At 58.8% G+C, this 14,041-nt stretch carries 14 protein-coding genes; 8 read left to right on the top strand and 6 right to left on the bottom strand.

From position 1 onward, the window contains the following. The first annotated feature begins 65 nt into the window (after positions 1-65). Genes ACR3EM_RS16505 through ACR3EM_RS16515 form a run of 3 tightly spaced genes read left to right on the top strand, consistent with a single transcriptional unit; the run spans position 66 to position 1,834 of the window. A complete protein-coding gene (locus tag ACR3EM_RS16505; protein ID WP_480471730.1) occupies positions 66-983 on the top strand; it encodes a tetratricopeptide repeat protein in 918 nt (305 codons plus the stop codon). A gap of 27 nt (positions 984-1,010) precedes the next feature. Next, entirely contained in the window at positions 1,011-1,652 is a 642-nt protein-coding gene (locus ACR3EM_RS16510; RefSeq protein ID WP_480471731.1) for an LON peptidase substrate-binding domain-containing protein, read from the top strand. After that, positions 1,649-1,834: a Trm112 family protein gene (locus tag ACR3EM_RS16515; RefSeq protein ID WP_480471732.1), complete on the top strand. Its 186-nt coding sequence runs from the start codon at positions 1,649-1,651 to the stop codon at positions 1,832-1,834. Before ACR3EM_RS16510 ends, ACR3EM_RS16515 begins: the two co-directional genes overlap by 4 nt. On the opposite strand, the gene ACR3EM_RS16520 is transcribed toward ACR3EM_RS16515, so the two are convergent. Then, complete coding sequence (locus tag ACR3EM_RS16520) at positions 1,831-3,057, bottom strand: FAD-dependent monooxygenase (RefSeq protein WP_480471733.1); 1,227 nt, start codon at positions 3,055-3,057, stop codon at positions 1,831-1,833. The two genes, ACR3EM_RS16515 and ACR3EM_RS16520, sit on opposite strands and share 4 nt — an antisense overlap. Positions 3,058-3,144: 87 nt before the next feature. Here ACR3EM_RS16520 and ACR3EM_RS16525 point away from each other — a divergent pair, with 87 nt between their 5' ends. The 4 genes from ACR3EM_RS16525 to ACR3EM_RS16540 all read left to right on the top strand — a co-directional run bounded on the left by ACR3EM_RS16525 (position 3,145) and on the right by ACR3EM_RS16540 (position 9,296). Further along, positions 3,145-4,473 carry an amidase gene (locus ACR3EM_RS16525; protein ID WP_480471734.1) on the top strand — a complete coding sequence of 443 codons (1,329 nt, stop codon included), beginning with the start codon at positions 3,145-3,147 and terminating at the stop codon, positions 4,471-4,473. Between the two features lie 108 nt (positions 4,474-4,581). Then, positions 4,582-5,763, top strand: a complete 1,182-nt coding sequence (locus ACR3EM_RS16530) for an aminotransferase class I/II-fold pyridoxal phosphate-dependent enzyme (protein WP_480471735.1) — start codon at positions 4,582-4,584, stop codon at positions 5,761-5,763. Between the two features lie 14 nt (positions 5,764-5,777). Then, a complete protein-coding gene (locus ACR3EM_RS16535; protein WP_480471736.1) occupies positions 5,778-8,660 on the top strand; it encodes a DNA translocase FtsK in 2,883 nt (960 codons plus the stop codon). A 39-nt stretch (positions 8,661-8,699) separates the two neighbouring features. Further along, a complete protein-coding gene (locus ACR3EM_RS16540; protein WP_480471737.1) occupies positions 8,700-9,296 on the top strand; it encodes a LolA family protein in 597 nt (198 codons plus the stop codon). Positions 9,297-9,306: 10 nt separating this feature from the next. Here the strand turns inward: ACR3EM_RS16540 and ACR3EM_RS16545 are convergent, their stop codons facing one another. After that, positions 9,307-9,888 (bottom strand): transglycosylase SLT domain-containing protein, encoded by a 582-nt coding sequence (locus tag ACR3EM_RS16545; RefSeq protein WP_480471738.1) that lies wholly within the window; start codon positions 9,886-9,888, stop codon positions 9,307-9,309. Between the two features lie 60 nt (positions 9,889-9,948). After that, on the bottom strand, positions 9,949-10,830 hold the full coding sequence (locus ACR3EM_RS16550) for an AEC family transporter (RefSeq protein ID WP_480471739.1): 882 nt from the start codon (positions 10,828-10,830) through the stop codon (positions 9,949-9,951). A gap of 80 nt (positions 10,831-10,910) precedes the next feature. Here ACR3EM_RS16550 and hspQ point away from each other — a divergent pair, with 80 nt between their 5' ends. Then, positions 10,911-11,237, top strand: coding sequence for a heat shock protein HspQ (gene hspQ, locus ACR3EM_RS16555; protein WP_480471740.1), 327 nt, complete (start codon positions 10,911-10,913; stop codon positions 11,235-11,237). Positions 11,238-11,260: 23 nt separating this feature from the next. Here the strand turns inward: hspQ and ACR3EM_RS16560 are convergent, their stop codons facing one another. The 3 genes from ACR3EM_RS16560 to ACR3EM_RS16570 all read right to left on the bottom strand — a co-directional run bounded on the left by ACR3EM_RS16560 (position 11,261) and on the right by ACR3EM_RS16570 (position 13,953). Further along, entirely contained in the window at positions 11,261-12,838 is a 1,578-nt protein-coding gene (locus ACR3EM_RS16560) for a gamma-glutamyltransferase family protein (RefSeq protein WP_480471741.1), read from the bottom strand. A 308-nt stretch (positions 12,839-13,146) separates the two neighbouring features. Next, positions 13,147-13,596: an ATP-binding protein gene (locus ACR3EM_RS16565; protein ID WP_480471742.1), complete on the bottom strand. Its 450-nt coding sequence runs from the start codon at positions 13,594-13,596 to the stop codon at positions 13,147-13,149. An 18-nt stretch (positions 13,597-13,614) separates the two neighbouring features. Beyond that, entirely contained in the window at positions 13,615-13,953 is a 339-nt protein-coding gene (locus ACR3EM_RS16570; protein ID WP_480471743.1) for an STAS domain-containing protein, read from the bottom strand. Positions 13,954-14,041 lie beyond the last annotated feature (88 nt).

Consider the following 14,041-nt stretch of genomic DNA (forward strand, 5'->3'; position numbering starts at 1 on the left):
AGCCCTTGGTTTCTGACCCGCGCGGCTGCATATAGGGCGCAAATACGAACCAGAGAGTAATTGCCATGGACCTTCTGAACGGCGCAGCCAGCTCTGATGCCACCGATCTGATCAAGGACGGGACCGAGGCCACCTTCATGGCCGATGTGGTCGAAGCCTCGCAAGAGATGCCGATCATCGTTGATTTCTGGGCCCCCTGGTGCGGCCCCTGCAAAACGCTGGGTCCCGCGCTGGAGGAGGCTGTGACGGCCGCCAAAGGCGCGGTCAAGATGGTCAAGATCAACGTGGATGAGGCGCAGATGATCGCCGGCCAACTGCGTATCCAATCGATCCCGACTGTCTATGCGTTCTACAAGGGCCAGCCGGTCGACGGGTTTCAGGGTGCTTTGCCCGGGTCCGAGATCAAGGCTTTCATCGATCGCGTAATCGAAGCTGCAGGTGGCGAAAGCCCCGGTGGTCAGTTGGATGATGCGGTTCAGGCCGCCGAAGAGATGCTGACCGAAGGGGCCGCAGTGGATGCGGCGCAAACCTTCGCGGCAATTCTGGGCGAAGACCCCAACCACGCTGCAGCCTATGGCGGGCTGGTGCGTGCTCATATCGCGCTGGGCGATCTGGATCAGGCCGAGGCGATCCTCAATGGTGCTCCGGCCGAGATTTCGACCTCGCCCGAAGTTGAGGCGGCGCATGCGCAGCTGGAATTGGCCAAGCAGGCCGCAGATGCGGGTCCGGTGGGCGAACTGACGGCAATGGTTGAGGCGGAACCCGACAACCATCAAGCCCGGTTCGATCTGGCGCAGGCCCTGCACGCCAATGGTGATGTTGAAGACGCGGTCGCCCAACTGCTCGAATTGTTCCGCCGTGATCGCGAGTGGAATGAGGGTGCGGCCAAGGCCCAACTCTTCACGATCTTCGATGCGCTCAAGCCCAACGATCCGATTGTGCTGAACGGGCGGCGTAAGCTCAGCTCGATGATATTTGCCTAAAATCTGATCAGGGCTACACTCGACTGTATGATGCATCCCGCTGATCTGCCGGAAACCATATCTGTGTTTCCTCTGCCCGGAGCGTTGCTGTTGCCACGCTCCCGTCTGCCGCTGCATGTTTTCGAGCCGCGTTATCTGCAGATGCTGGATGACGCGCTGAAGACGCCTGAGCGGTTGATCGGGATGGTGCAGCCGAACACCTGTCAGGGGGATGAAACCAAGCTGCATCAGATCGGCTGCGCCGGTCGCGTCACGCAGTTCTCAGAGACTGAAGATGGCAGGTATCTGATCACGTTAACCGGTATATCGCGGTTTCGGGTCAGGGCGGAGCTAGATAGTTTCACCCCTTATCGTCGCGCTTCGGTATCATGGGATGGATTTGACCGTGACCTAGGCAAGGCCGAAGTGGATGACCGCTTTGATCGAAACCGGTTCCTGAGGCTGTTGGAGCGATTCTTCTCGTCCCGTCAGTTGTCGACCGATTGGGACACGATGAAGGACGCCGATGATGAGCTTCTGGTCAATTCTCTGTCGATGATGCTGGAATTCGACCCCGAGGAGAAACAGGCCCTGCTTGAGGCGCCTTGTTTGCGCACGCGGCGCGAGACCTTGGTGACATTGATTGAATTCGCCATGCGCGGCGGATCGAATGAGGAAAAACTGCAATGAGCGCACCCGAACACGCCTTTGACCGCCACATGTTAGAGGCGCTGATTTGCCCGCAGACCCATACGACCCTGCACTACGACGCCGAGCGGCAGGAACTCGTGTCCAAAGCCGCCGGTCTGGCCTTCCCTATCCGCAACGGCATCCCGGTGATGCTGGCGGATGAGGCGAGAGAGCTGGATTAAATCGGACGCCCTTGCAGCAGCTTGGGCAGATCACCGGTCAGGCCCGCAGCCTCGCGCACGAAACCACGGCGCAACCCGGGCAGAGAGCCGACGATGCCCATACCGATATCCCGACCGATCCGAAGCAGCGGATTGTCGTTCGAAAATAGCTTGTTGAACACATCTGTCGCCATCGCAAGCGCGGCAGTGTCAAAGCGGCGCCACTCCTGATAGCGCTCCAGCACCAGCGTTGATCCGATATCCTCGCCACGTCGGCCTGCAAGGGTCAGAACCTCGGCCAGGGCACCCACATCACGCAGACCGGCATTCAGACCCTGCCCGGCGATCGGGTGCATGCCGTGGGCGGCGTCTCCGACCAAGGCCAGCCGGTCCGAGATGAAGGAATTGGCGATAGTCAGGTTCAGCGGATAGGTGAACCGGTCGCCCTGCAGGCGGATATCGCCAAGGAAATCACCGAAGCGCGGGCGCAGGACCTGCAGGTAGTCTGCTTCGGACAACGCGTTGATCTGCTCGGCCGTCTCAGTGCGTTCGCTCCACACGATGGAGCTGCGGTTGCCGGTCAACGGTAAAATCGCCAATGGCCCGGGGGGCATGAAGAGCTGATGGGCTATACCGTGATGCGGCAGCTCGTGCTCAATGGCGCAAACCAGAGCGGTCTGGCCATAATCCCAGCCGGTTCGCTTGATCCCGGCGCGCATAGCGGTGCCGCTGCGGCGGCCATCGCAGCCGACCAGAATACTACCCGACAGCGTGGACCCGTCGTCCAGCGTCAGCGTTGCCCCATTCGCCGAGATATCCTGGGACACGACCGTTTTGCCGCTGATCTCGGTGATTCCGTCTTGTACGGCCATGGCCTCCAGAAAAGCCCGCCGCAAGTGGCGATCTTCGACCATATAGCCCATAGGGCCTTCTTCGATCTCGGCATGATCGAAATGCATGAAGAACGGGGAAGGACCAGCACCGGCATGACCGTCGGTGACCTTGATCTCCAGCATCGGCTGGGCGTGCTCTTCCACTTTTTCCCATACGCCTATCGCGTCGAGCAGACGTTGCGAGGCCAGCGCCAGCGCATATGCGCGCCCGTCAAAGGTCGCGTTCTTGCGCACTTTTTCGGCCAGAGCATCAACAACAGTGACTGAATGCCCGGTCTGGGCCAGCGCCAGCGCAAGGGCGGGGCCGTTCAGGCCGCCGCCAACGATCAGGATGTCGGATCTGTGTTCCATGTGCTGCAATATGCGCGCCCTTTCGGGATTGTCCATGTGCGGTCCTGTCGCTACCGTCCGGACACGGGCAAACTCGGGAGGGGCAGGATGCAAGACTGGCTGACCATGACGGCATGTGATTTGGGCCGTGGCATCGGAATGGGGCAGATCGGTCCGGTTGAACTGACCGAGACCTATCTGAGCGCCATCGATACCCATCCACATCGCGATCGCATTTATGCCCGCGTCACACATGACCGCGCTCGCGCCGAGGCCCAAGCAGCGCAAGAGCGGACCAAACTCGGCCTGCGTCGGTCTCTGCTGGATGGTGTTCCGATCAGTTGGAAAGACCTGTTTGACACCGCCGGTGCAGGAACTGAGGCCGGTTCGGCCTTGCTGAAAGGCCGTGTGCCCGAGGCGGATGCGCAGGTGCTGCGCAATGCGACCGCGATGGGCACGGTTTGTCTGGGCAAAACGCATATGAGTGAGCTGGCCTTCTCGGGCCTGGGTCTCAATCCAGTGACGGCCACACCGCCTTGCGTGAATGACGAAGATGCGGTGCCGGGCGGATCGTCTTCGGGGGCAGGGGCCTCGGTCGCGTGGGGGCTTGCGGCCTGTGGTATTGGGTCTGACACCGGTGGATCTGTGCGGATCCCTTCAGCGTGGAATGACCTGGTAGGGCTTAAAACCACAGCCGGGCGCGTGAGCCTTGAAGGCGTTGTACCGCTGTGCTTGAAGTTCGATACGGTCGGACCTTTGACGCGATCGGTTGAGGATGCCGCACATATGCTTGCCGCACTTGAGGGGACCGTACCGGCAGACCTGCGCGGTGCGTCTCTGAAAGGCCGCCGCTTTGCCGACCTACAGAACGTGGCGAAGGACGATCTGCGCGAGGCCCCGGCCAAGGCTTACGATGAGGCTCTGGCACGCCTGAAAGAAGCGGGGGCTGAGATTGTCCCGCTTGAGGTGCCAGAGCTGAACAACGCAATGAGCTTGTCAGGTGTGCTCTATACGACCGAAGCCTATGGCCTGTGGTGCGATGTGATCGAAGCGAACCCCGATGCGATGTATCCCGAAATCCTTGAACGGTTCCGCATGGGCAAAGCCTATACCGGCCCCGATTACGTGGCCGCCTGGTCGAAACTAACCGCCTGCCGACAAGCTTGGGACATGGCAACTGCCGGATTTGACGCCGTACTCGCCCCGACGGCACCGATCCTGCCGCCCAATCTGGATCGGCTGATGAATGATCATGACTACTATGTCACCGAGAATCTATTGGCCTTGCGCAACACAAGGATCGGCAATCTGATGGGGCTCGCGGCGCTGACCCTGCCCACGGGAACACCCGGTTGCGGGTTGATGATGCTGGGCTATCCGGGGTCGGAAGAGGCCTTGCTGCGGCTCGGATCAGCGGCTGAAAGCGCTTTGACCTGAATGCCACAATCCCCTGATTCGGAACCTCTTTGTCTGGACGAGGGGTGCCCCGATCTGTAATCTGCCAGGAAACGGGGCGCAAAATGACCCCGAAATTGAGGCAGTATTATGAATTTCCCCGAGCGGTTTTCGAACCTACCGGAATATGCATTCCCGCGTCTGCGCGCTCTGTTGGATCACCATCAGCCGGGCGGTGACGTCGTTCACATGACCATTGGCGAGCCCAAGCACGATTTCCCGTCCTGGGTGACCGATGTGATCATGGAAAATGCCGCGGGGTTTCAGGGCTATCCCCCGAACGAAGGCTCGCCCGCGCTGCGCGCTGCAATCGCGGGCTGGGTCAACCGCCGCTATGGCGTGTCGATGGATGCAGATGCCAATGTGATGGCACTGAACGGCACGCGCGAGGGTCTGTACAATGCCGCAATGGCGTTGTGCCCCGAGCAGAAGAACGGACAGCAGCCAATCATCCTGTGCCCGAACCCGTTTTATCAGGTTTACATGGTCGCCTCGATTTCGGTCGGCGCGCAGCCCTATTTTGTACCTGCAACCGCTGCGACCGGCCATTTGCCTGACTATGCAGGCCTGCCCGAAGAGGTGCTGAACCGCACCGCCGTTGCCTACATCTGTTCACCCGCGAACCCTCAGGGGGCGGTCGCCTCGCGCGATTATTGGGCTGAGTTGATCCAATTGGCCGAGAAGTACGATTTCCGCATCTTTGCGGATGAATGTTACTCCGAGATTTACCGCGACACCGCCCCGGTGGGCGCGCTGACCGTTGCGCAGGAACTGGACGCTGATCCCGAGCGGGTTACGCTGTTCAACTCACTGTCCAAGCGATCAAATCTGGCCGGATTGCGGTCCGGCCTTATCGCGGGCGGGCCTGAGACGATCAGCCGTGTCAAACTGTTGCGCAGCTATGCGGGTGCCCCCTTGCCCGCACCGTTGCAGGCCGCTGCCGCCAAGGTTTGGGCGGACGAGGTACATGTGCAGGAAAACCGCGCGCTCTATCAGGAAAAATACGCCATTGCAGATGAAGTCTTTGCAGGCGTGCAAGGCTATATGCCGCCCGAGGCAGGGTTCTTCCTGTGGCTACCCGTCGAAAACGGCGAAGAAACTGCATTGAAGCTCTGGCAGGAAACCGGTGTCAGGGTTCTGCCGGGTGCATATCTTTCTCAAGGTGATCCGGTGCAAAACCCGGGCGAGCAATTTATCCGGGTCGCCATGGTGGCCCCAAAAACAGAGATGAAGCGCGGGCTGATCACGCTCCGCGACTGCATCTATTCGTGAGGTACGAGGGCAAAATGGCATCATTGAACGCGCGCAACCGCGACCCGTTACTGGACAGCACCACGCAAGCCGCCATCGAGCGGCGCAGTAAGGAACTGATCGGGATCGCTCTGATCCTGCTCGGCATGGCTGCTGCTGCGATGGTCTGGTCCTATACGCCGGATGATCCAAACTGGATGGTGTCGACCGATGCGCCGGTGCAGAACTGGATGGGACGTGTGGGCGCCTCGATCGCCGCACCTTTGTTCATGATTGTGGGCTGGGGCAGCTTTGGCGTGGCGCTGGTACTGGCTACATGGGGCGTGCGCTTTGCCGGTCATTTCGGGGAAGAGCGTGCGATTGCCCGCCTGATATTCGCTCCGATCTGGATCGCCGTTCTGGCGGTCTATGCCGCCACGCTGGTCCCGGGTGCTGAATGGCGTGCGACGCACAGCTACGGGCTAGGTGGTCTGTTTGGTGACACGGTGATGGGTGCTTTGCTGACGCTGCTGCCGATCTCGTCGCATTTTCTGGTCAAGTTGATGTCGCTTGCCATGGCGGTGGGCATGTTGGCGCTGGGTGTGTTTGTGCTGGGCTTTACCAAAGCGGATGTGCGCAAGGGCTTCCGTGCTTTCTTGCTGGGTCTTGTCATGGCCTATGACCTGTTGATGAACGCTTTGGGGCGTGGGGCCTCGGTCACGGCGCAGGCGGCGCGTGATCGTCGCGCGCAATGGGCTGAGCGTCGGGCGGAACGTGCCGTGCCGGTGCAGGCAGAGTTTGACGATGATCTGGCCTATGCCGACCCGATTTTTGAAGAGCCCGAACTGGAGACACCCGAGCCTGAAGCAAAGTTGGGTCTGCTAGCGCGGATGCCGTCGCTGATCCGTCGTCCCGATCCGATGCCCGAGCCCGAACTGATCGATCCCGTCGCGGTTGAGGGCTACTACGATATGCCTAAAGAGGACCGCATCCGGTCAAAGATCTCTGCCGCTGTGCGCAACCGTAAAGTGGCCGCAGGGCAGATGGCACCTGAGCCTGATCCGAGCCTGCCGCTGACCAAGGGGCGCGGGCGTGGGCCCGATCCGCTGATCCTGAATGCCGGACCCGTGGATGAGCTTCCGCCGGAACCACCCATAACCTCAGCAGCATTGCCGGTCGAGCCGCCGTTGAGCGCGGCGGATGAGACCGATTGGCAAGCGCAGCAGGCTTATGTGGACGAGCCGGATTATGACGACGAGGCCGTGTTTGAAGAGCCCGCGCCGCAGTCGCGTCAGACAGTAAAAATCCCTGTTGCTGAACCGCGCAAGCCGGTTGTGGCACAGCCAGTGCGCCGCGCACCCCCGCCATCGCGCCGGGCACAGGCCGAGGCGCAGCCGACCTTGTCATTTGAGGAAAAGCACAGCGATTTTGAGCTACCCCCACTGGGTCTGCTGTCCAACCCGGCCAGCATTCAGCGCCATCACCTGAGTGATGAGGCGCTGGAGGAAAATGCCCGGATGCTGGAAAACGTGTTGGACGACTACGGCGTCAAGGGCGAGATCGTCAGCGTTCGTCCCGGTCCCGTTGTTACCATGTATGAACTGGAGCCTGCTCCGGGTCTGAAAGCCAGCCGTGTGATCGGTCTGGCCGATGATATCGCACGCTCGATGTCGGCGCTGTCGGCGCGGGTTTCGACCCTGCCGGGCCGCTCGGTCATCGGTATCGAATTGCCGAATGAGAACCGCGAGATGGTGGTGCTGCGCGAAATCCTCGCCAGCCGCGATTTCGGCGATGGCAATCATGCGCTGCCTCTGGCGCTGGGCAAGGATATCGGCGGTGAGTCCGTTGTGGCGAACCTGGCCAAGATGCCTCACCTGCTGATTGCCGGTACGACTGGTTCGGGTAAATCTGTTGCGATCAACACGATGATCCTGTCGCTGCTGTATAAGTTGACGCCAGATGAATGCCGCCTGATCATGATCGATCCCAAGATGCTGGAGCTGTCTGTTTATGACGGCATTCCGCATTTGCTGTCGCCTGTTGTGACCGACCCGAAAAAGGCGGTTGTCGCCTTGAAATGGGTGGTCGGCGAGATGGAGGATCGCTATCGCAAGATGTCCAAAATGGGCGTGCGTAATATCGCAGGCTACAACGGTCGCGTGAAGGACGCGCTGGCCAAGGGCGAGATGTTCAGCCGCACGGTCCAGACCGGGTTCGACGATGAAACCGGTGAGCCGATGTTCGAGACAGAAGAATTTGCACCCGAGTCGATGCCCTATATCGTTGTCATCGTCGATGAGATGGCTGACCTGATGATGGTCGCCGGCAAAGAAATCGAAGCCTGCATCCAACGTCTGGCGCAGATGGCGCGGGCCTCGGGTATTCACCTGATCATGGCCACACAGCGCCCCTCGGTCGATGTGATCACCGGAACGATCAAGGCAAACTTCCCCACCCGGATCTCGTTCCAGGTGACCTCGAAGGTCGACAGCCGCACCATTCTGGGTGAGATGGGTGCCGAGCAACTGCTGGGGCAGGGCGATATGCTTTACATGGCGGGTGGTGCCAAGATCACCCGTTGCCACGGGCCCTTTGTCTCGGATGAAGAGGTCGAGGAAATCGTCAACCATCTGAAACAGTTCGGCCCGCCGGATTACATGAGCGGCGTGGTCGATGGCCCTGCCGAGGAAAAAGCTGACAATATCGACGCCGTTCTGGGCCTGAATACGGGCGGCAATACCAACGGAGAAGACGCCCTGTATGATCAGGCGGTGGCGATTGTGATCAAGGATCGCAAATGCTCCACCTCTTACATTCAGCGGAAACTCGCCATTGGCTACAACAAAGCCGCGCGGCTTGTTGAGCAAATGGAAGACGAAGGTGTTGTTTCTGGGGCAAATCACGTGGGCAAACGCGAAATCCTCGTTCCTGAGCAGTAGGATATTTAATAACAAGGGCAGAACGCTTATCTGGGTCTCATGAAACAGATTGCTTTTGCCCTTGCTCTGACACTGGCTGCGCCCGCCGCTTGGGCGGCTGAAAAGCTGCCGCTGTCACAGATATCCAACTATCTGAACCAGATGAAAACGGTTCAGACCACGTTCACGCAGGTGAATGATGACGGTTCACTTAGCACCGGTAAGCTGTGGCTGCAGCGCCCGGGCAAGATGCGCTTCGAATATGATCCGCCCAACAGCGCGGTGGTGCTGGCGCGAGCCGGAACGGTGCAGATATTCGACCCGAAATCGAACCAACCGCCCGAGCAATACCCGCTGAAACGCACGCCCCTGTCCTTGGTGCTGGCGCGGAATGTGAACCTGTCGCAGGCCAATATGGTCGTCGGTCACGACTTTGACGGCACCGCTACGGTCGTGACTGCGCAGGATCCGAAGAACCCGGACAGCGGTCGGATCGAGCTGATGTTTACCTCAGACCCGGTTGAGCTGCGGAAATGGGTGATTCATGACAATGCAGGCAGCCAAACGACTGTCCTGCTGGGGCCATTGACCGAGGGTGGAACCCTCGATCAGAGCGTGTTCTCCAAGAAAACCCGTATCGGGTCAGGCGATCGCTGACCCGACAGGTTCAATAGCGGCAATTGGCCAGTTGCGCCTGATACAGTTGCGCGCGGGCATCAACATCGTTCGCCACATTCAGCAGCCACGACTTGCTGTTATAGCTGCCGCGCGCAAATCCGGTATGACCTTCGTGATAGGCCAGATACTGGTTGCGCGTATCGCTGGGATGGATGCCGTTGCGTTCATAGCTTTTGTTCATATACCAGCCGATGAAATCCGACGCATCGCGTATGCGATCCCGCTTGGCTCGGCGCTTGCCGGTTTCGCGTTGGTATTGCTCCCAAGTGCCATCTAGCGCCTGACCATAGCCGTAAGCGCTGCTTTGACGGCCCATCGGGATCACGCCCAGTACATATTTGTGCGGCGTGCGCGCATCGTGACGATAGCGGCTTTCCTGATAAATCGTGGCCATCTGAACGTGAACGGGAACACCCCATTTGCGTTCGGTGCTTTTGAAGGCCTTGATATAGTCGGGCTTTTCGCGCGCAATGCTGCACGCGTCATTCAGTCTGCTTGGCGGTTGCTTCGACCCGCCGCCACAGGATGCCAAAAGCAGCACCCCGAAGAGTACGAAAAGAATTCTGCTCATGTGCCTCGTGCCTTTTTTCTTTATTCTAGCGCAGATTGAGCCCTGAGGAAATCACATTCGCTACAGAATAATAGCAAGAATTATTGGCAGTGCTGCGACGGACAACACGGTAGAGACCATGACCATGCCTGCAACCGCGTCGGAGTCTGCCTCAAACCGTTCGGCCAGCAGGTATGAGGTCACTGCGACGGGCGTACACATTTGCAAAACCAGCACGCCGAAGGCCACCGGTCCCAGATCGAAACCGACGGCGATGATCCAACCAAGTCCGAAACAGACCGCCAGTTTGAGCAGCGAGAGCCAGATCGCCTGCGCCAGTTTCTGTGTCGTCAGCCGCGCGATGGCGACGCCCACGGTGATCAGCATCATCGGGATTGCCATTTGTCCCAGCAGATCCAGTGTGTTGGTCAGGAATAGCGGCGTTTCCCACCCACGCCACAAGAACAGAGCGCCAAGCAGCGTGGCCCAGACCATGGGCTCGCGCAGGACCTTGCCAAAAGCGCCGCGTCCGGCGACCAGATAGATGCCATAGGTGAAGGAAAACAACGCGGTAACGGCGAGAAAGATCACCGCATAGCCCAGCCCGGCCTGACCAAAGGCAAAGATGCAGAGGGGTAAGCCAAGATTGCCGGTATTGCCGAAGATGAGTGGGGCCAGATAGGTCCGCTGCTCCATTCCCGTGACCCGGACGAAGATCCAAAACACAACTGCCAAAGCCACATGCGAGGCGATAGCCGCGAGCGTAAAGAGTGTCAGTTCGCCCCCTGGGATGTCGGTTTGCATGAGGGCCACGAAGATCAGACTGGGTACTGCCAGTGTCACGGCGAGGCGCGTGACGAATTGCAGCCGATACTCAAAACCCAGCTTTACCCAGGTGAATCCAATGCCCGACAATAAGAACACCGGGGCCACGATTTCGAACACTGTTAGTAGAAGGTTCACAAACTGTTTCCCCGAATTTCAGTTCAATGATTGGCATTTCCGCCGGAAAAGATGTACTAACCTCTTTGGGGGCTGAAACAATGCTAAAGACACACGCCAAGTACCGCCTGGGACAGGTGGTCCGACACCGTAGACACCCTTTTCGAGGGGTGATTTTTGATGTCGATCCGGAGTTTTCCAACTCTGAGGAATGGTATCAGGCCATCCCGGAAGACAGCCGTCCGTTGAAGGATCAGCCGTTCTACCATCTGCTGGCTGAGAACGACCAATCCTTCTATGTGGCTTATGTTTCAGAACAAAATTTGGTTGAGGACCAATCCGGGGAGCCCGTGGACCACCCCGATATCCCCAATATGTTCGGACCGTTTCAGGACGGATCATATCCACTGCATTTCCAGTTGAACTGATTTTCGCAACAAAGCTGCCTGGCCTAGTAGCCAAGCGCGCATCCGTCTTTGCGCGGGTCGCTGGCCCCCTCCAGAACTCCGGTCTCTGAGATTCGAATGGCTTGCGCCCCACCAAGCGGGGTTTCCGGAGTTTCGATAATGTGGCCAAGATCGGCCAATTGTTGCCTTACTTCGTCTGAATAACCGCGTTCAAGTTTCAGGACGCCGCCGTCCGCAAAGGCGCGTGGCATGTCTATGGCGGCCTGAAGTTCCAGATCATAATCCAGCAGGTTCGACACCAATCTCGCGTGACCGGTCGGTTGATAGGCGCCGCCCATCACACCGAAAGGCATGAGGATCTGATCGTTCTTCCGCAACATGCCCGGGATAATCGTGTGCATGGGGCGTTTTCCGCCGCCCAGTTCATTGGGGTGACCGGGGGTGAGCGTAAAGCCCGCGCCGCGGTTTTGCAGCAGAATACCGAACTTCTCAGACGCGATGCCCGAGCCGAAGCCATGGTAAATCGAGTAGATTAGCGAAACCGCCATGCGGTCGCGGTCGACCACGGTGATATAGACAGTGTCCTTGTGCACATTTTCCGTCAGCGGTGCAGCGGCGGGCATTGCGCTGTCCAACTTGATCAGCGCTGCAAGTTTTGCTGCCGTTTCCGGGACCAGAAAATGTTCCATCCGGGCCGTATGATCGGGATCGGCGATAAATCGGTTGCGCGCATCATAAGCCAGTTTGCTCGCCTCGGCTTCGATATGAATACGCGCGGCGCTACCAGGATCGAGGGCCGATAGATCGAAATGCTTCAGAATGTTCAGCAACAAGATCGCTGTCGCGCCCTGTCCATTCGGCGGATGCTCAAAGAGTTCGAGATCACCATATGTGCCGCTGACCGGTGTCGCGTCTTCGCTTTGAACCGCTTCGAAATCCTGAGCGGTGTGAACACCACCGAGGTTGGTCAGGGCGGTCAACATGTCATCTGCGACCTCGCCAGAATAGAAGGCCTCACGCCCGTGCGCGGCAACGCGGCGCAGCACTTCCGCCTGGCCCGACGCACGAAATATTTGCCCAATCTTCAACGGTTTACCGTCTGCCAGATAGTGCTGACGCGCCACACCCTGCAAAGTTGTAGCCGCGTTCTTCCAGTCAAACGCCACGCGTGGGGCCACCGGTACGCCGATTTCGGCGTAGTGAATTGCAGGTTGCAGGATCGCATCAAGTCCCAGGCGCCCCTCGGTCTGGGCCAGCCGACAAAAAGCATCGACCGCGCAGGGCAGTGTCACCGCATCCGGGCTATCCAGCGGGACCGTATCCAGGCCCTGATCACGCAGGCCTTGTGCGTCCGCCTGGGCGGGCGCACGGCCTGATCCGTTCATTGCCCGAACAGTGTTTTCACCGGCTCTGTTGTACAAGACAAAGCAATCGCCCCCTAAACCCGTCATCTGGGGTTCGCAAATCCCCAGCAGTACCGCTCCGGCCATGGCGGCATCCATGGCGTTTCCGCCCCTCTGCAGAACGTCCAAGGCGGTTTTGGCTGCCAGCGGATGGGATGTTGCGCACATTCCTTCGGTCGCCAGAACTTCCGAGCGGCCAGCCTTGTGAAAATCGTGCATGGTTCTTTCCTTCTGCAAACGTGCAGAGACTAGAGCACTTCATGCCCGATCTGAATCAAAAATGCGTTGACCCACATTTCGACGGAACGCGCTGCGAAATACCGGCACCATCATAGGAACATTGCACGACACTTGGTCGAAAACTGTCCATTGCTGTTGGAGGGAGGAGGTCCTCGGCGCCGTTCACTGGGTGGGGGCTGTGACGCTAGGCGCCGAGGGAAGCTATCTGAGCTACCCTTTGTGTATGTCCTTTGTTTGCGGCGCAACAATGGTTCGATCACGGCGTTATTGTGACCATTTGGCGCTTATTATGGCGCATCGGCGAAATCGAAACGCAAGAGCAGCACGTTGCTGCCATCTGTCCGCTCATAGTGAATTTCGCTGGCAAGTTGGTGAATCAGGAACCAACCAAACCCCCCTTCGGGCAGGTTTTGCAGCGAAGTTTTGACTGAGGCCGGTGTTGCCTCAGGCGGCTGCAGATCGGGCAAGGGTTTGCCGGTATCTCGAATTCGGATAACCAGCTGCTTTTTACAAAGACGGCAATCAACCTGAATATCGGCAGGGGCAATTCCGGCATAGGCATGCTCGACTACGTTGTTGATCGCCTCGGCCAACGCGATTTTGACGTCATCCGCTTTGTTGGCAGGAAGCCCATATGCGGCCAGCTGTTTGCTGAGCATAGCGATACCCCTGCTAGCCTGTATCTCGGTTGCCGGAAAACTCAGGTCCAGACAGTCCTGTTCGCGCTCAGAGGCCACGCTGTCCCCTCCTACCGGTCAGTCGGCGCCAGTGGCGATTGCGTCTTCCAATGATGCAAATAGGCGAAAGACGGTGTCCATGCGGGTCAGTCGGAATACTTTTTCGACAATCGGATGCAGGCCCGCCAGATCCAGCCGCCGCCCATGGCCAAGCTGTTTCATCGAGGCCACGATTGCCCCCAGACCACTGGAATCGATGAATTCGACCGAGGACAGATCCAACACAACCCGCGATGCGCCTGTCTGGGTCTGCGCACGCATGTCTTCCTTGAACTGAATTGCCATTGCTGCGTCAATCCGGTCGCAATGAACTGATATTACCTGTGTATTGCCGGTCGTGCTGCTGCTCAGCCCCATGGTCAACCGCCCTTCGCATTGCAATTAGATCGTAGAAATACGCTAGACGGGAATTCTTACCATTCGGTATCCAAGGGCGGGAAAGCAT

It is taken from the genome of Ruegeria sp. AH3, assembly GCF_056536265.1.